The sequence below is a fragment of the Gammaproteobacteria bacterium genome, assembly GCA_016200485.1.
Taxonomy (GTDB): domain Bacteria; phylum Pseudomonadota; class Gammaproteobacteria; order Tenderiales; family Tenderiaceae; genus JACQEP01.
On record JACQEP010000007.1, the window covers coordinates 90192 to 108352 of the forward strand.

Sequence of the window (18161 nt, forward strand, 5' to 3'; positions counted from 1 at the left end):
GGCACATGGCACATGGCACCTGCGCGTACACCAATGGGATTTTGGCGTTATCTGGCGATCACGGCAGTGCCGATGAGCATTTTGTTGGCAATGGGGTTTCATAGTGTTGCCAATCTTCGCGATGCTATCGACGAGACCAAACGGGAGCTTGAGGGGGTGCATCAGGAAGGAGCTCTCTTTGATGTCGCCATTTTATTACAGCAAATACGAATTCAATGGGCGTTACCGCAGGCAGAGTCTGAGCGCACAAAAAAAGTTAATGAACTTATGCGGCAGACGCTTGCCATTATCGATGCAGCTGTTGCTGAGGGGCATTCTGAAAAGCTACGCGTGCGCGATGGCCAGGAGATGATAAAGAAAAAGGCATTTGAATTGGCGCAAAATTCTGAAGGGGCGGCGGGTGCGAAAGAAAAACTAGACGCATATTCCGAGCTTATTGTTGAGTTGCATTTGTTGATGCGTGAGGTGGCAAACGGCTCGCAGCTAGTGTTGGATCCCGAAATGAAAAGCCATTACCTGATGGATTTGGTGGTGGTGCGTTTCCCGGGATTGGTGGAGTCTCTCGAAAGATTGCAGATATTACATGTGCGCGCACATCAAATTTCAGGAGAGGATCAAGAAATATTAGGTCGCAAGTTGTATGGTGTGATTAAGGAGTATGAGAGACAAGCGAGAGTGATCAGAAGTAATTTACAAATTCTTGACGATCGGGGGGTTGGTGGGTGGGGCAGTGAGCTCAAATCATTGCGCCAGATGTTAACGACCACAGACAAATATGTTGCCATGATCGGCAAGGGGGTTGACAAGACGCGGCACGAAACCATTTTTAAGATGGGCGAAGATGCGATCAGTGGTGCAAGAAAAGCTTATCGAGAAGTAGCGCAGGATCTCAACATTTCATTGCAGTCCAGGGTTTCGGATCAGAATGAAGAATTGATATTGATTCTGGTGGGAGCTGGGATCGCATTTCCTTTGCTATTGGTGGGGGCGGTAAGCATGTACCGGCGCACCGGAAATGAGTTTGAGGCCGCTGAACAGGCATTGCAGCGATTAAAAAGCTCAGAGACGAGGCAGCGGATCGTGGTTGAAAACATGGTTGATGGTTTGATTGCCATTGATGAGTATGGCTTGATACAGGAATTTAATCCGGCTGCAGAGCGCATATTTGGCTATAAGTCGGATGAAGTGATCGGGAAGAATGTCAATATGCTGATGCCGGAGCCATATACGGCGGAGCATGATCAATATCTGGATAATTATCAACAAACAGGCAAAGCGAAAATCATTGGTATTGGGCGTGAGGTTGAGGGGAAGCGTAAGGATGGTAGTACCTTTCCTATCGATCTGGCGGTCAGCGCCATGAATCTTGATGGCAAGAAATTCTATAGTGGCATTGTGCGCGACATTACTGAACGCAAGCGCATCGATAAGATGAAAAATGAATTCGTATCAACAGTGAGCCATGAGTTGCGCACGCCATTAACCTCCATACGTGGCGCTTTGGGTTTGATGGCGGGTGGGGCCGCTGGCGAAATTCCGCCTAAAATGAATGAGATGCTTAAGATTGCCACAAGTAATACGGAGCGCCTGTTGCTACTGATTAACGACATCCTCGATTTGCAGAAAATTGAATCGGGAAAAATGGCGTTTAAATTCGATGAAATCGAGTTGGCAACATTGCTCAAACAAGCCGTGGAGGAGCATCAGGCCTATGCTACGCAGCGTGGAGTGAGTTTTGTGATTACACGTATGATAGAAGGCGCTCACCTTTACGCGGATCGCAATCGTATGATGCAGGTGATGGGGAATCTGATGTCCAATGCCGCCAAGTTCTCAGAAGAAGGCGCAAAGATAGAGATTAGCGCGGTAAGACAGGGTAAAGATGCAGCGCGGATAACGGTTACCGATTATGGGACTGGTATTCCGGATGAATTCCAGGGCCAGGTGTTTGAGCGCTTCACGCAGTCTGATTCGTCGGATACTCGCAAAAAAGGCGGGACAGGCCTGGGGTTGGCGATCGCTAAAGTGATTGTTGAAAAGCATGGCGGCCGTATCAGTTTCATCAGTCGTGTTGGTGTGGGGACGAGTTTTATGATTGATTTGCCGGTCATGTTGGGGGCGAGTAAATCAATTAAAACAAAGAATCTGGAAGAGATATGGAACGAGAAAACGCCGCGAGTCTTGATTGTTGAAGATGATCCGGATGTGGCGGTATTGATTCAAAGAATGCTGGCTGAGGCAGGCTACGATAGCGATATTGCTTATGATGCAGTGCAGGCGCGGGAGTTGATTCGCAAGCGAGGGCATGCCTACAGGCTGATAACATTGGATATCATGCTGCCAGGTGAGGATGGGGTGTCATTTCTGGTGAGTTTGCGGAATGATGCTTCGGCGCGTGACATCCCTGTGGTCGTGGTGTCGGCAAAAGCGGATGAGGCGAAGCGCGAGCTCAACGGTGGGGCCATTGGCGTATTGGACTGGATGGATAAGCCCTTCGATCAGCAGCGTCTGATCGCTGTGGTCAGGCAGGCCTCAAAAAATGGGCGGCGGCCACGTGTGCTGCATGTGGAAGATGAGCTGGATATTTTCAGGATTGTGAGTAACGTCCTGGGGGATAGTTGTGAGCTGGTGAGTGCCCCGACCTTGGAGGAGGGAAGGAAACTGCTTGAGTCTGAGCGTTTTGATCTTGTGTTGCTGGATGTGGGGCTGCCGGACGGTTCGGGATTGGATCTGCTTGACATCATCGAGCGCCGGGTTGTGCCGCCACGGGTGATCATATTTTCAGCGCACGATGTCAGTCATGAATACGCAGCGAAGGTGGCCGGGGTGTTGGTGAAGTCGAAAACAACCAATAGCGAGTTGCGTGATTTGATTGCAGCGACAATTGAAGCGCAACAATGAAGAATTAAATATTGCTGTTCCAGAGAATCTGTTTCAGGAGGTTGTCGGATTCATTGAGGCGGCTGGCGATCTGGCGTGCAATGCGGCGCATGATGCGGAAACCTTCTGGTTTGCGCTCCAGAAACGACATAAAACGCGGGCCATTGACGCGGATAACTTCGACTTCGCCCACTGCTTTTACAGTAGCCGTCCGGCGGACATTGAGCAGCCAGCTGACTTCCCCTAATAACTCCTTATCTTCTCGCGATAAAACGGCCTCGCCACTCGCTAAAGGAGTGGTGTTGGAAGTGATTTCAACATTGCCACGGATCAGAAAAAAAAGATCGAAGGACTCGTTCACCTTCTCCGCGATGATGGTTTCTCCATTTTCTAGGACAATGGATTGACACAGCAGGGATATATCGACCAGGACAGCGTGATCCAGTCCCTTGAAAATAGAAACCTTTTCTAATTTATCGATCATGTAGGCAGGTTTTAAGCGGCACGCCCAGGCGGCGATTATTTTTGTTATCGGCTCAGCGGCGGCAGTCTTAAGGACAGCCGCCGCCAAAAGTGGTGGGGTTGCGGGTTACCAGGTCCAGCGGCCGTGACCGGGGACATCGACAGTGTCGTCGTCAAAATTGCCCTTGGCGGCTTCGGTGTGGCACTTGTCGCAGAAGCTGAGTGATTTGACCTTGGGACCTTTGATCAGATTCTCAGGAATATCATGGTGTTTACGCTTGATGTAAGGCGTTTCGATAATGCGTAGCGGGGCATCGCCGTCCTTGAGCGAGGCCATGATCTTCTTGGAACGTTTGTAAGCAGATTTTTCTGCTGAACCTGCGACCAAGAGGTTGAGTAGTTTTGTGCGAGTGTCTTCAGGAAGTTCGGCATTCTCGCCGAAGTGATCTGAAAGCGCATCTGCGGCCATTAATTTGCGCCAGGATTGCTCAGGTAACAGGCCGGGCTGATAGGCAAAGTGACAGGAACCACATTCTTCGTTGTAAGTGGCGTCAGTGATGGGGGCAACTTCCTTTTTGCGCGACAGCGAAAGAAAATCAGACCAGGAACCTTCCGCCAGGGCAGTGCCAGTGCTGCTGATCAGTAATGCCGCAGTGACTGCCAGAATAGTCGATTTGCTTTTCATAGGTCCTCAATCCTTGGTTAGAAACTGGAGAGATAAGTGAGAAGATCACCTTTCTCCTGGTTGGTGCATTCCTGACCGTACGTCCATTTGCAATTGCGGGTAAACCACTTTTCAATCTTTTTGGGATCGTTGAAGCGATCTTTGTTGACGGTCATCGCCATCGGGTCAATTACCTTGCCGCTCTTGGCATGTTTGCCGGATTTGGTCATGTCCTTGTTGTGGCAGGTGGTGCATTCACGCTCTTTGCCATCTTCGCTGCTGACTGTTTTTTTGGTCCACAACTCTTTACCTCTGTCGGCGCTAAATGTCAGCTTGCCGCCGGGATTGTAGTTTTGGATCATATCATTGATGCCAGCCTGACCAGCAAAAGGGAACAACAAACATAATGCAACAGCCCACATCTTGATCTTCATAAAATCCTCTGCTCGTTGTGTTACCACGTCATCTTGATGCCGATCGCCATGCTTATCGCACCACCTGCCCCCAGGCCGGCATGGCCGCTGGCGGGAGCCTCACTCACTGCCCCGAGAAAACCCAAAGTACCGAGGGTGGTCAACAGGGCATGAAGATTGTCGGGATTGTCGAAACCTTGGTTGAGTTCGATGTCATCCCAATGAAACACTAAACCAGTGATAACTGCGCCCACGCCGAGTGCGGCTGCACCTTTAGCTAAATATTCGTGTGCACCGTCTTCCTCTTTCGGGGCTAACAAGGTTAGACCGGCCAAGCCAAGAGAACCGATACCCAGGTATTTGTGGATCTTGCTGGCGGTGACCAGATGCTCCTTGAATTTTGGTTTTGTGACAGCGGTATTCACACCAGCATGTTCAGTCGCCTCATCTTCGTTGGCTTCATCAGCGCTGGCCAGCTGCAGCCATTCGGCGCGGGGCGAGGTGTCCAGCGTCCAGCGAACGGGTTGTTCCAGTGCTTCTTCTGCAAGCACCGGCAGGCAACTGAGTACTAGTGCGCCTCCTAGTAGCCAATGTTTGTACATGTTTGGTCTCCCTTAAAATAATTTTTAGTGCCCAAAATGTTGTTTGTAGCCGGTCAGCATTGCTTTGACCAGATTTTCTTTGTGTTGCACGCTGGCGAGTATCACGCCAACCACATGAAATGCTATTAGTGCCAACATCACATTGACACAGACCTCATGAATTTCGCGGAAGGCGTATACAGTTTCATCACCAAGGTTATGTAATACACCCACCAGCGGGCCATCGAATTCAATGGTGCCGAGGATGACCAGGCCCGAAACAGTAATGATCGTTAATGCGGTGAGCAAGGCGAGTACCATCATACCGCCTGCCGGGTTGTGGCCAAGATAATGCGCAGGCTGTCCGGAGTAGATGGATTTGATGTAGTCGATTACCGTTTTTGGGCGGTAAATAAAATTGCTGAAGCGGGCGTATTGGGAACCGGCAAAGCCCCAGATGATTCGAAATATGATGAGGCCAGTGATGAAGTAACCGAGGATGGCATGGGTTTCTTGCATCCCGAACTGAAAGGTCAAATAGGCGGCAATGAACGAGAGCACCAGGCTCCAGTGAAAGAAGCGGACAAAGCCATCCCACACTTTTACTTGTTGGCCGGTAGCTTGTAGTGACATAGTGCTAGCCCCTTTCGTGCGACGGCGTCGCCGTGATCTTAGATACCATTAGATATAAGCAGAATTAATTAGAGCTTAAAAAATTACAAACTAAGACCCAGTCTGTTAAATTAAGTTCACAATAACTGACTGAATTAAAAGTTAATTTGACTATACTAACGACCGCCAGGTTGGAAAAATTGAGGGGATAATGACACCAGTTTTGATAGAAGTAGGCATTTTGCTCGCCGTGCTTGGATTTTTAGGGTTTTTGGCGATGGATGATATTCGCAACCGGCGTCGGCGTGCCGAGGAAGATCGGGCCAAGGCGGAACAAGAGAGCGAAGACGAGCGCCAGGATTAACAGACTGTTAGGCGGTCAGATGCACTTCTGCGGGCAGAGTCAGTTCCATCGCGATCGGGAGATGATCCGAAAGCGCATGATTGACGACGTGCACGTTGTTGACCTTGACACTGCTCGAGGTCAGGATGTGATCGATGTTGCGCCATGGCCGCCAGCTGGGGAAGGTATGCAGTTCTTCTTCCGGTAAAACTAAATGGGTGTTGCGAAACAGGCGTTGCATCTCCGGACTGTCGGGTGGACAGTTGAAATCCCCCATCACACAAATATGCCGGTGTTCATTCACCAGCTCGCTGATAAAGTCGAGTTGGTTTTGGCGCGCGCGCTTGCCCAGGGCCAGATGCACTAACAGCAAGTTAAATGCGCTGTCATGGCGGCCATAACGCACCAGTAGTGCACCGCGCCCCGGAATTAATCCCGGCAAGCGATATTCAATCGCGCCCGTCGGTTTAAAGCGGCTGAGCAGGCCATTACTGTGTTGGGCAAATCGGCCGAGGTTGCGATTGGTCTGGCAATGCCAGAACGGAAAGCGGCCACGCTCGGCGAGATATTCGATCTGATTGACGAAATGGCTGCGCAGACTGCCGGCATCAACCTCTTGCAAGCCAACGATGTCATAGTCGCTGATCAAGTGGCCGATACGGTCGAGATTTTCAAAGGCCTTGGAATGAGGCAGCAGGTGTTTCCAGCTATGGGTCAGATAATGACGGGTGCGGGTCGAGGCCATGCCGATCTGAATATTGAAACTCAGCAGCCGCAGTTTGCTACCGGTAGCCGGGACGATAGATTCGGCGACTGGAGCATGTTTAACATGGGTGTTATGCGTGTTCACTTGTTCCATCACAATTGAAAGACCATCTCTCCCAGTTTAGACGTAAGTTTCAGGTTTTCCGAATAATCTACGGGGCAATCGATGATGCTGACGGTGTTATCGGCCAGCGCCTTATTTAGTATCGGCAGCAAGTCGCCAGTTCTTTCGACCCGGTAGCCTTTGGCGCCAAAGGCCGCGGCGTATTTGACGAAGTCCGGGTTGCCGAAACTGACATGGCTGGGGCGGCCATAGGCCTTCATCTGTTTCCATTCGATCAAGCCATAACCCCCATCGTTCCAGATCAGGATCACCAGCGGCAGCTTGAGCCGCATCGCAGTCTCGATCTCCTGGCTATTCATTAAAAACCCCGCATCGCCGGTCACGGCCACGATATTGCGATCGGGATAGGCGAGCTTGGCAGCGATAGCGCCCGGGACGGCAATGCCCATGCTGGCAAAGCCGTTGGAAATGATGCAGGTGTTGGGATGTTCGCAGCGGAACATGCGTGCCATCCACATTTTGTGCGCACCCACGTCGCAGATGGCAATGTCTTCCAGTGCCATCGCCGTGCGCAAATCCCAGATCAGTTTTTGCGGTTTTACCGGCCAGGCATCGCTCTGCGCATGCTCGTTCATGTCCTTGATCAGCGCATCGCGCAGCGGGCGCAGTGCAGTGCCTTGATGTGGCGTCGCGGTTTCGGCGATGCGTTGCAGGCTCTGTTTGATATCGCCGACCACGCCGACCCTCACGCCGTAGTGAGAATCCACTTCCGCGGGCTGAAAGTCGATGTGAATAATGAAGCGGTCGCGCGTCGGATGCCAAAGATAAGGGTGATATTCTACCAGATCATAACCCACGCAGATAATGACATCGGCCTTATCAAAGCCAAAACCGACATGATCTTTCGCCTGCAACCCGGCGCTGCCCAGCGCCAACGGATGCTTGAATGGCAGCACACCCTTGGCCATGAAAGTGTTGGCGACAGGGATGTTGAGTTTGGTGGCGAACTCGGCCAATTGGTGTGCTGCATTGGCGCGAACCACGCCGTGTCCCGCGAGTACGATCGGATTTTTAGCGGCAGAAATCGCTGCGGCGGCAGCCTCGATACGATCTTGCGCCGGCGCTGGAATCACGGCTTGGCGTGACCACAAGGGTTCGGTGTGACCGGTCATTTCCATGTCGGCGATGTTTTCCGGAAACTCGATAAACGCCGCGCCGGTTTTTTCGGTTTGCGCCAGTTTGAAGGCCTTGCGCACGACTTCGGGAATGATGTCCGGCATCAGCAGGCGTGCCGAGTATTTAGTGATCGGCCGGAACATTTCCTCCAGATCGAGCACCTGATGTGATTCTTTGTGTAAGCGTGCGGTAGAGGCCTGACCGGCAATCGCCACTAATGGCGCATGATCCATATTGGCGTCGGCCACGCCGGTAATGAGATTGGTGGCACCCGGGCCGAGGGTGGAAAGACACACCCCCGCCCGGCCCGTCAGTCTGCCATAGACATCGGCCATAAAGGCCGCGCCTTGTTCATGACGGACGGTGACGAACTTGATCGATGAATCAAGCAGCGCATCCATCATCGCCAGGTTTTCTTCGCCCGGAATACCGAAGATGTATTCCACACCTTCGTTCTCCAAACATTTGACGAATACCTGTGCCGCTTTCATGGGCGGAGTTAGGGCCTATTTACCTTTTGTTTCTTTAGCGACGAGATAATCGACCACGTTCATCATGCCATTGGCGCCAACGTTGTTCATGCCGGGATCAAGGCGGTATTTGCCGTTAACCACCATGCTCGGTGTTGCTTGAATACCATACCGTTTGCCCAATTCAGAAGCACGGCGCACCTTGGCATCGACGCTGAACGAGCGGAATGCCTTGTTGAAATCGGCGCGACTGACACCATTTTTCTCGAACAGATCGGCAATCGCCGCTTCATCATTCAGCGGCAGTTTTTGCAGGTGGATGGCATCAAAAAATGGTTTATGGATTTTATCGATAGCACCCAAAACCTCTGCGGCATAGAAGGCGCGGGCATAAAGTTCAAGCTGGGTATTGAAAATTGCCGGGATGCGTATGAATTCAACATTTTTGGGTTTCGCTTTTAGCCAGCGTTCGAGGGTCGGTTCAAAGCGATAGCAATGTGAACAGCCGTAAGAAAATATTTCCGCGACTTCAATCTTGCCCTCGGTAGTGGTGGGTTGTGCCGGCACGATCAATTGATAGGCAACACCTTCCTGGTATTCAACCGCGGTTGCTGCTGTGGCGACGAATAGTGATGCCAGTAGATATAATGCAAGTTTGAGGGATTTCATGGTGGTTATCCTCGTGAGCTGTGAATCAAGAATTTCATTATTTGTCCCCTGCGATGAAGCAGGGCTGAATGTGGGCTGACGCCGGTGGCCCGATTGTCAACCACTTTGGCGGGAGAAACAAGAGCAGAGGAAAGGGAAAAGGGAAAAGATAAAAGGGGTTGTGTGCGCCTTTGGCGCACATTTAAAATCAATGCCGGCCTATGGCTGGTACATTCCCTTTACCCTTTTATCTTTTTCCTTTTCTCTCGTGCCCAATGTAATTTGCTATGATGGCGCCATCACCAGCTTAATGAGGAATGAACCATGTCTGCCGCCAAAGGAATTGATCTCAAGGCCTTCATGAACCAGCAATATTTGTGTGAGTCATTGACCCTGAAAGAGGTCGAGACTTTGCTGGATTATACCGAACTGGTTACCTACAAGCAGCGTGACATTATCGCCAAGCGTGGCGAGGTCGGCGAGGCGCTCTATTTTGTGGTCAAGGGCGAAGCGGCGTTGATCTATGACGACAATGGCCGCGAGATGGAGGTTGGCAGGATGAAGGAAGGCGAGCTGATGGGCGAGATGTCGTTTTTCGACCGCGAACCACGGATGCTGGAAATGCGCTCGATCAGCCCTGAGACCCAGTTGTTGCGATTGCCTCGCGCTAAGTATAAGCGGTTGCGGGTTGAGCACCCTTATATTGCGGTAAATCTGCTTGAGCATGCGATTATCAGTCTCGATCATCTGGTGCGGCGATTGAGCGCCGAGGAAGTGAGCCTGTCGCGTTATATCTTCGGCCCTGGCAAGCGGTGAACCATCTCTATCGCAAGGCTACGTTCCTCAAGGGGGTGGCTGAACTTTCGCAGCTGCCGCCAGACACAGGGATGGAGGTGGCCTTTGCCGGTCGTTCCAACGCCGGTAAATCTTCCGCCCTCAATTGCATCACCGATCAAAAATCGCTGGCGCGCACCAGTAAAACTCCGGGTCGCACCCAGCAGATCAATTTTTTCCGCCTCGATTTGCAGCGTGCCCTGGTCGATCTGCCGGGTTACGGCTACGCCAAAGTTGCAATAAATGTCAAACGCCATTGGCAACAGACGCTGGAAGGATACATTCGTCAGCGTCATGCGTTGGTGGGCGTGGTGGTGGTGATGGACATTCGCCATCCGCTCACTGATTTCGATCGCGAGATGGTGGGCTGGTGTCAGCACCTGGGGCGTCCGGTGCATATCCTGCTGACCAAGGCCGACAAGCTGAGTCGCAGCGCAGGCATGAACGTTCTCCAGCAAGTTGGGCGTGATCTGGAGCGGGAATATCGTGGTGGCCCGGGGGTGACGGTGCAACTTTTTTCTGCGCACGATAAAAGCGGTGTCGATGAAGTGCGGGCGGTGCTCGACGGCTGGCTGGACGTGGCGGCTGGTTAGCTGTTAGCGATAACCGTTATTTACCTTTTGATTTTTAATAAAAAAGAAGCCCCGAGTTTCTTTAGGGAGAAAATCGGGGCTCAACAAACCACCAGGGGAATGGTGGGTGTCCCGCGTGAGGGAGGAGATGCGGGACTGAACTGTCACGTTCATATCTATTGACAGGCCTCTGAGAAAAAAGTTCAATGCAGGTACGCCTTGTTGTGGGTATGGCAGACCAGGGGGAATGTCAGTGCCGCAGCATCCCTCCGCAGGGCGGGTGGTAGAGAGGGAAACTCAAGTACCAATAGCAGGATCGTTGCCGTTCTATCGTTAGGAAATGGACAAAAAAAAGCCCCGGATTTCATTGGAGGGAACCGGGGCCAAGAACCTATCCCGGCTTGGGGTTACCGGGTAGAGGGGTTCCGCTCAGGGAGGGAGAGCGGAACTGAGCACATTGGGGTGTACTCACATACATAGATCGGCACAAACTGGAAAAGTTCAAGGGCCAAAGTGAAATATTTTCACTTTGGCTTATTTTTTAATGACTTACGGGATGTTAAAGAAAGGGCTGGGTTTCAGTCTCTTCTGCAAAAACCAAGCGGCAAGGATACCCCCTAACGAAAAGCAATGCCGGTAGCGATCTAAGAGCCTGTTCACGATCTCGCTGAAGGGCGCATCGCGGCGTTGGAAACGGGCTCAAAATGCTCATGTACTGCGTGTACACTCCGCTTTTTCGCCCCTTTCCGCCTTGCGCTGCATCCCTTGATCGAGATCGTGAACAGGCTCTAAGTATTGGGTTATGATGGACTGCTAATCCCCGTAGACCTTTTTCGATGATCGCAATCCATGAAGCATGGCGGGCCGGGCTGCTCAAACGCGAGCATTGGGCCTCGAATATCATTTCCGGCATTATCGTCGGCGTGGTGGCGTTGCCGCTGGCAATGGCCTTTGCCATTGCTTCCGGCGCCAAACCCGAGCAGGGGCTGTATACCGCCATCATTGCCGGGCTGTTCGTGTCCGCCTTTGGCGGCAGCCGACTGCAGATCGCAGGGCCGACGGGCGCTTTTATTGTGATCCTCGCCAGCATTACAGCCCACTACGGTATTGATGGCCTGCAAATAGCGACGCTGATGGCCGGTATCATGCTGGTGTTGCTGGGTGTGGCGCGCCTGGGCGCCATCATCAAGTTTATTCCCCATCCCGTTATCGTCGGGTTCACCGCCGGCATCGGTGTCATTATCTGGGTGGGGCAGTGGCAAGCCTTCTTTGGCTTGAACGTCAGTCCTGACGGCCATTTTCACGAAAAGGTCTGGCGTCTGTTTCAGGCCTTGCCGGATTTTCATCTGGCGACGACCGCGCTGGCGTTAGGCAGTTTGGCGTTGCTGATTTTTACATCGCATATACCACTGTTGCGGCGGGTGCCGGGGCCGCTGGTGGCGATGGTGGTGGCGACGGCGCTCCAGGCCGTGTTTCACTTCGAGGGTGTGGTCACCATCGGCAGCGCCTTTGGCGGTATTCCGCAAGGACTACCGAGTTTCGGTCTGCCCGAGATTACGTTGCCACGCATTATTGAGTTGATTGGTCCTGCGTTCACCATCGCCATGCTTGGTGCTATTGAGTCGTTGCTCTCGGCAGTGGTGGCTGATGGCATGGCGGGTACCAAGCACGACTCCAATCAGGAGCTGATCGGTCAGGGTCTGGCCAATATCGCGGCGCCGATGTTCGGCGGTTTTGCCGCCACCGGCGCGATTGCCCGCACCGCCACCAACGTACGCAATGGTGGCACCAGCCCGCTGGCGGGCATCACTCACGCGCTGACGCTGGTGCTTATCATTTTGTTTCTGGCGCCGCTGGCGGCGAGCATACCGCTGTGCGCCCTGGCGGCAATTTTGTTCGTTGTCGCCTGGAACATGAGCGAGGTTAAACATTTCGTCCGCATGCTGACGCGCGCGCCGCGGGCCGACGTGGTGATCTTGCTCATCACCTTTATACTTACGGTATTCGCCGATCTGGTAGTGGCCGTCAATATCGGTGTGATTCTGGCCACACTGCACTTCCTGCGCCGCATGGCGTCGTCGGTCGAGGTGCAGCAACTGACCGAAAAAGAGATAGAGGCGGAGCTGACGTATCGCGGTGGCGTGCAGTTCCCGCATGGCGTGCTGGTTTACGCTATCGAGGGACCATTTTTCTTCGGCGCGGTGGAAAATTTCGAACGTGCGCTGGCGCAAACAAGTACAGATCCGCGTATTCTTATTCTTCGTCTGCGACGAGTGCCATTTATGGACATTACCGGTCTCAAGGCGCTGGAGGATGTAATCCGGCAGCTGGAAAGACGTCATATCAGCGTATTGTTAAGTGAGGCCAATCCGCGCGTCAGGGCGAAGATGGAGCGGGCCGGCATCATTGAACAGATCGGTGTCGAACATTACTTCGACGATTTTTCCGCCGCGCTGGCATATTGCGATGCCGTGACAGGCGTGAGTGAAATCAATCAATCGTAGGGGCGATTCATGAATCGCCCCGTGGCTTGGTTAATGCGCCTGATCCCAGTTATCCCCTACCCCGGCATCCACCACCAACGGCACTGAGAGCTCAGCCGCCTGACTCATGAGGTGTGGCAGTTGTTGTCGGCATTCGTCTAAACAATCCTGGTGGATTTCAAACACCAATTCATCGTGGACTTGCATGATCATGCGGGCCTCGACCTTGGTTTGCTGTAGCCAATGATCAGTAGTAATCATCGCCAGTTTGATAATGTCGGCGGCGGTGCCTTGCATCGGCGCGTTGATGGCGGCGCGCTCGGCATATTGGCGGCGCTGGCCGTTGCGTGAGTTGATTTCGGGCAGATATAAACGACGACCCAATAAGGTTTCGACATAACCGCGATCATGGGCCTCGCTGCGCATTCGGTCCATGAAATCTTTGACGCCGGGATAACGCGAGAAATAAAGATCGATATATTGTTGCGCCGCGTAGCGGTCGACATCGAGTTGCTTGGCGAGGCCAAAGGCAGACATGCCGTAAATTAAGCCGAAGTTGATGGCCTTGGCGCTGCGGCGTTGGTTGGCATCGACTTGATCGAGCGGCACGCCAAAGACCTCGGCTGCTGTGGCGGAGTGAATATCCAGGCCCTGCTGAAATGCACGTTTCAGGCTGTTGTCATTCGACAAATGCGCCATGATGCGCAATTCGATTTGCGAATAATCCGCTGCCAGCAGTTGATAACCCGGCGCGGCGATAAATGCCTGGCGGATACGTCTGCCCTCCTCGCTGCGAATCGGAATGTTTTGCAGATTCGGATCACTCGATGACAAGCGGCCGGTGGCGGTGACGGCTTGATGATATGACGTATGCACCCGGCCGGTGCGCGGATTGATCTGTTCCGGCAGTTTGTCGGTGTAGGTCGATTTCAATTTGCTCAGGCTGCGGTGTTCGAGCAGCAAGCGCGGCAATTCGTATTCGAGCGCCAATTCCTGTAACACGGATTCGGCGGTAGATGGTTGGCCAGTGGGTGTCTTTTCCAACACCGGCAGGCCCTGCTTATCGAATAGGATTGCCTGAATTTGTTTCGGCGACGCGAGATTGAAGGGTTCGCCTGCCGCATCATGGGCTTGTTGTTCGAGCTCGATCATCCGTTCGGCCAGCAGCTTGCTTTGGCGCTTGAGCATGTCACTGTCGATCAATACGCCATTGCGTTCCATGCGTGACAACACCGGTACCAGCGGCATCTCAACTTCGCTGAACACGCGCTTGAGACTGGGTTCTGCTGCAACCTTGGGCCACAAGTGCTGATGCAGGCGCAGCGTGACGTCGGCATCTTCGGCAGCGTAAGGCGCGGCGATCTCAATGGCAATTTGATTGAAGGTAATCTGCTTGCTGCCCTTGCCGGCGATGTCCTCGAAGTGAATGGTTTCGTGTTGCAGGTAAGCCAGTGCCAGCGAATCCATGTCGTGGCGCGAGGCAGTGCTGTTGAGGACGTAGGATTCAAGCATGGTGTCGTAGGCGATGCCGTCGAGCGTGATACCGTGATTGGCAAGCACGCTCATGTCGTATTTAAGATTCTGGCCGATCTTGGCGCGGCGCGGATCTTCCAATAATGGTTTAAGTTGCGCCAGAACCTGTTCACGATTGAGTTGTGCAGGTGCGCCGGGATAATCGTGGGCCAACGGTACATAAGCCGCCTTGTTTGCTTCAATCGCGAATGAAACACCAACAATCTCGGCCTGAATGTAATCCAGGCTGGTGGTTTCGGTATCAAAGGCAAAGGCTTCGGCGGATTGTAGTTGTTGTAACCAATGTTGAAACTGTTCTGCGCTGAGTATGGTTTCATAATCAGCGGCGGTTTTTTCTGTGGCGGGCTTTTCTGCTGCGGCAAATGACTTTTCTTCATCAGCCGTTTCATTCAATTGCGCCAGCCAGGTCTTGAATTCAAGTTGCTGATACAGACCGCGTAGCGCGGCGGTGTCCGGCGCCTGTAAATGCAGCTCATCAGGGGCTAACGCCAAATCAACATCGCACTTGATGGTGGCCAGCCGCCGCGACAACTCCAGTTGCGCCAGATTCTCACGCAGGCTGTCGCCCACCTTGCCGCTGATTTCATCAGCGCGGGCGATGATCTGATCGAGGCTGCCATATTCCTGTAACCATTTGACGGCAGTTTTGGGGCCGACCTTGGGCACGCCGGGGATGTTGTCGGAGGTGTCGCCGACCAGTGCCAGGTAATCGACGATGCGTTCCGGCGGGATGCCGAATTTTTCGATCACACCCTCACGGTTGAGGCGCGAGTCGGTCATGGTGTTGACCAGGGTGATATGATCGTCCACCAGTTGCGCCATGTCCTTGTCACCGGTGGAGATCACAGTATTGAGTTTCTGACGGCGGGCCTGAACGGCCAGCGTGCCGATCACGTCATCGGCCTCGACGCCTTCAATCACCAACAGCGGAATGCCCATCGCCTTGACCAGCGCGTGCAGCGGTTCGATCTGAGTGCGAAGATCGTCAGGCATCGGCGGCCGGTGCGCCTTGTACTGGGCGAACAGCTCATCGCGGAAGGTTTTGCCCTTGGCGTCGAAGACCACCACTATCAATGTTGGCTGGTAATCCTTGATCAGGCGCCGCAGCATATTGGCGACGCCGTAGACCGCGCCGGTTGGCTGGCCTTTAGAGTTAGTCAGCGGCGGCAGGGCGTAAAAGGCCCGATACAGGTAAGATGAGCCATCGACCAGAATAAGCGGTGTTTTTGCAGTAGTAGACATGGATTATTGAGTGTGGGCACGAAGAATCGATTATTATGCAACACTTTGCACGACTGGTGCCGAGACAACTTATGCCGATATAAGAAATATTAAGCTCAGGCATACTCATAGAAGGATCTTAAATCTTATGAACGATCAGCAAAAATCCAGTCATCCCAGCATGTGGCCAGTCAACGACTCCACCCTGACGCGCGAGTCATGGAAAATCTTCCAGATCATGGCCGAATTCGTCGAAGGCTTTGAGCGCCTGGCGCAGATCAAGCCCTCGGTCAGCATCTTTGGTTCGGCGCGGACGCCGGAAAATCACCCCTATTACAAGCTGACCGAAGAGATCGCCCTGTTATTGTCAGACGCCGGCTTTTCCGTAGTCAGCGGCGGCGGACCGGGCATTATGGAGGCAGCCAACCGCGGCGCCTTTGCCGGTAAATCACCGAGCATTGGCCTGAATATTTCGCTGCCGCATGAGCAAAACACCAATCCGTATCAGGACATCTCGCTGCATTTCCGCCATTTCTTCTCGCGCAAGGTGATGTTTGTGAAATACGCCTCGGCCTATGTCGTATTACCGGGTGGTTTCGGTACCCTGGACGAACTGGCCGAGATTCTGACCCTGGTGCAGACCCAAAAGACGCGGCGGATTCCCATTATTTTGGTACACAAGCCTTTCTGGGACGGTTTGTTAAAATGGTTTGAAGAAACCCTGGTCATGGAAAAGACCATCGACCCTGACGACATGCAATTGATGCAGGTCGTCGACACACCCAAGGAAGTGGTAGATGCTATCTTTAGTCATTATGAGAAACGTGGCTTTGAACCGTCGGCAGAAGAACGTGAGATCCTCATGGATCTGTAACCGGATGGCCGGGGCGGCGCTGTGCGCTGCCCTGCTGCCGTCGTTCGTTGCGGCTGAAGGAAACAACAATGAGCCCCTGCCGCCGCCAGCCTTGGTCAATAGTGACCAGGTTCAGGAGGAAGAGGTCGTGATCACGCCGCGCTCGAATGAGCGGGTGCGTGAGTACCGCATGCACGGCCAGCTATTCATGATCGAAATCATCCCTACCAAGGGGCCGCGCTACTACCTGCTGGATACCGATGGCGACGGGGTGTTAGAGACGCGGCGTTATAATGTCGAGCCCGATGTCACGATTCCACGCTGGGTGATACTGCGCTGGAAGTAAAGGCAAGTTTCAAACCCGCCCCATGGTTATCAATAACGATTATCAACAAAAACTGTGGATAACTCTGTGCACAGTCTGCGCGTGGCTGACGCCAGGGCCAACATCAGTACATTGGGTAAAATCTGGTTTAAAAAGTAACCAGGCGAATCGGCCAATAATAATCAATAGGTTACAAGATAATCTTGCGTGAAACTTCAAAACATTGGTCTAACCCTGTTATTCTGTTATAAGAAAATCTTGGTGTGAATAACTTCCCGAGCTACAGTTCGGGGTAGAATAGGCCGTTATTGCGTTAAGATTCCAGGGAAGAAACAAAGACATGAGGCATCAGCAGCGGGCGTGATGAATCCAGCGGGATTGAAAAACGCGCTACACCTCCTGTATTCCCCTCCGTCGCGGTTGGTGACGGGGGTGAATCTTCTGTTTTTATTAATGTTGACCTATGCCCTGGCGCAGCTGACGTGGCGGTTGTTGCCTGCGCCGGAACCGATGCCGTTCCCCCCCGTTTCGGTGCAAGCCGTGGCGGCGCCGACCTCGGGTTTGATTGCCGCTGCGGCGGAAGTGGCGAACTGGCATTTGTTTGGACGCAAGGATCCGACAGCTGCCGGCCCAGTGCCGGATGCGTTGCCGGATACCCGTCTCGGCTTGATGTTGCGGGGATTGCTCGCCTCAACCGAGCCCAAGTATTCGCTGGCGATTGTGGCGGATCCGGCGGGTCAGGAGAACTATTACAAGGTAGGCGATAGCCTGCCGGGTGGGGCCGAACTCCACGAAATCCATGCCGATCGCATAGTATTGCGCCGTGCGGGCCAGTATGAGACTCTGCGGCTGCCCAAAGAGGGAGTGGACTTGCAATCGAATTCAGCCGGGGGGATCTCACCTCCGACATCGTCTTCGGCACTGCCAGCAAGCACTGCGCCGCTGGCGAGTTATCGTCAGGCATTGGTCAATAATCCGCAGCAAGTCGCCGATTTAATTCATATTGAAGCGGCGCAGGATGGCAATCGCTTCCGCGGCTATCGTCTGCAACCGGGGCGCGATCCGAGTTTTCTGGCACGATATGGCTTGCGGCCAGGGGATGTCGTAACCCGGATCAACGGCGTGACGCTGGATAATCCCGCCAAGGGTGTCGAGGCGATGCGTCAATTGTCGGAGGCGCCGATGATCGATCTGGAAGTCGAGCGCAATGGGGTGCGGGAACAATTTATGTTGCCGGTGGAATAATCAGTTGCAGGAATAGC

Annotated in this window: 17 protein-coding genes; 8 read left to right on the forward strand and 9 right to left on the reverse strand. The window is 53.2% G+C overall.

The features are described 5' to 3' along the window. Positions 1-12: 12 nt before the first annotated feature. Positions 13-2901 (forward strand): PAS domain S-box protein, encoded by a 2889-nt coding sequence (locus HY272_03910; GenBank protein MBI3771828.1) that lies wholly within the window; start codon positions 13-15, stop codon positions 2899-2901. A gap of 4 nt (positions 2902-2905) precedes the next feature. On the opposite strand, the gene HY272_03915 is transcribed toward HY272_03910, so the two are convergent. Genes HY272_03915 through HY272_03935 form a run of 5 tightly spaced genes read right to left on the reverse strand, consistent with a single transcriptional unit; the run spans position 2906 to position 5633 of the window. Continuing rightward, on the reverse strand, positions 2906-3451 hold the full coding sequence (locus HY272_03915) for a cyclic nucleotide-binding domain-containing protein (GenBank protein MBI3771829.1): 546 nt from the start codon (positions 3449-3451) through the stop codon (positions 2906-2908). 18 nt (positions 3452-3469) lie between these two features. Next, complete coding sequence (locus HY272_03920; GenBank protein ID MBI3771830.1) at positions 3470-4027, reverse strand: diheme cytochrome c; 558 nt, start codon at positions 4025-4027, stop codon at positions 3470-3472. Between the two features lie 17 nt (positions 4028-4044). Further along, positions 4045-4440 (reverse strand): DUF1924 domain-containing protein, encoded by a 396-nt coding sequence (locus HY272_03925; GenBank protein MBI3771831.1) that lies wholly within the window; start codon positions 4438-4440, stop codon positions 4045-4047. 20 nt (positions 4441-4460) lie between these two features. After that, positions 4461-5021 carry a hypothetical protein gene (locus tag HY272_03930; protein ID MBI3771832.1) on the reverse strand — a complete coding sequence of 187 codons (561 nt, stop codon included), beginning with the start codon at positions 5019-5021 and terminating at the stop codon, positions 4461-4463. Positions 5022-5045: 24 nt separating this feature from the next. Beyond that, a complete protein-coding gene (locus tag HY272_03935) occupies positions 5046-5633 on the reverse strand; it encodes a cytochrome b/b6 domain-containing protein (GenBank protein MBI3771833.1) in 588 nt (195 codons plus the stop codon). Positions 5634-5823: 190 nt separating this feature from the next. On the opposite strand from HY272_03935, the gene HY272_03940 reads away from it, so the two are divergent. Continuing rightward, complete coding sequence (locus tag HY272_03940) at positions 5824-5976, forward strand: hypothetical protein (protein MBI3771834.1); 153 nt, start codon at positions 5824-5826, stop codon at positions 5974-5976. Positions 5977-5983: 7 nt separating this feature from the next. Here HY272_03940 and HY272_03945 read toward each other — a convergent pair whose 3' ends face one another. From HY272_03945 to HY272_03955, 3 genes are all read right to left on the reverse strand, one after another. Next, positions 5984-6724, reverse strand: coding sequence for an endonuclease/exonuclease/phosphatase family protein (locus tag HY272_03945; GenBank protein ID MBI3771835.1), 741 nt, complete (start codon positions 6722-6724; stop codon positions 5984-5986). Between the two features lie 89 nt (positions 6725-6813). Further along, positions 6814-8451, reverse strand: a complete 1638-nt coding sequence (locus HY272_03950) for an acetolactate synthase large subunit (GenBank protein ID MBI3771836.1) — start codon at positions 8449-8451, stop codon at positions 6814-6816. Between the two features lie 15 nt (positions 8452-8466). Then, positions 8467-9099 carry a thiol:disulfide interchange protein DsbA/DsbL gene (locus tag HY272_03955; protein ID MBI3771837.1) on the reverse strand — a complete coding sequence of 211 codons (633 nt, stop codon included), beginning with the start codon at positions 9097-9099 and terminating at the stop codon, positions 8467-8469. 303 nt (positions 9100-9402) lie between these two features. Between HY272_03955 and HY272_03960 the strand changes: the two genes are divergently transcribed. The 3 genes from HY272_03960 to sulP all read left to right on the forward strand — a co-directional run bounded on the left by HY272_03960 (position 9403) and on the right by sulP (position 12988). Further along, positions 9403-9894: a cyclic nucleotide-binding domain-containing protein gene (locus tag HY272_03960; GenBank protein MBI3771838.1), complete on the forward strand. Its 492-nt coding sequence runs from the start codon at positions 9403-9405 to the stop codon at positions 9892-9894. Further along, on the forward strand, positions 9891-10505 hold the full coding sequence (locus tag HY272_03965; GenBank protein MBI3771839.1) for a YihA family ribosome biogenesis GTP-binding protein: 615 nt from the start codon (positions 9891-9893) through the stop codon (positions 10503-10505). The genes HY272_03960 and HY272_03965 overlap by 4 nt, the downstream gene beginning before the upstream one ends. Before the next feature lie 815 nt (positions 10506-11320). Beyond that, positions 11321-12988, forward strand: coding sequence for a sulfate permease (sulP, locus tag HY272_03970; GenBank protein ID MBI3771840.1), 1668 nt, complete (start codon positions 11321-11323; stop codon positions 12986-12988). 30 nt (positions 12989-13018) lie between these two features. Here the strand turns inward: sulP and polA are convergent, their stop codons facing one another. Next, positions 13019-15742 (reverse strand): DNA polymerase I, encoded by a 2724-nt coding sequence (gene polA, locus HY272_03975; protein ID MBI3771841.1) that lies wholly within the window; start codon positions 15740-15742, stop codon positions 13019-13021. 127 nt (positions 15743-15869) lie between these two features. Between polA and HY272_03980 the strand changes: the two genes are divergently transcribed. From HY272_03980 to gspC, 3 genes are all read left to right on the forward strand, one after another. After that, positions 15870-16595: a TIGR00730 family Rossman fold protein gene (locus HY272_03980; protein ID MBI3771842.1), complete on the forward strand. Its 726-nt coding sequence runs from the start codon at positions 15870-15872 to the stop codon at positions 16593-16595. Continuing rightward, the gene (locus HY272_03985) at positions 16537-16920 is read left to right on the forward strand and encodes a DUF2782 domain-containing protein (GenBank protein MBI3771843.1); all 384 of its coding nucleotides are present in this window, start codon (positions 16537-16539) and stop codon (positions 16918-16920) included. Before HY272_03980 ends, HY272_03985 begins: the two co-directional genes overlap by 59 nt. A gap of 411 nt (positions 16921-17331) precedes the next feature. Beyond that, positions 17332-18144 (forward strand): type II secretion system protein GspC, encoded by an 813-nt coding sequence (gene gspC, locus HY272_03990; protein MBI3771844.1) that lies wholly within the window; start codon positions 17332-17334, stop codon positions 18142-18144. The last annotated feature ends 17 nt before the right edge of the window (positions 18145-18161 follow it).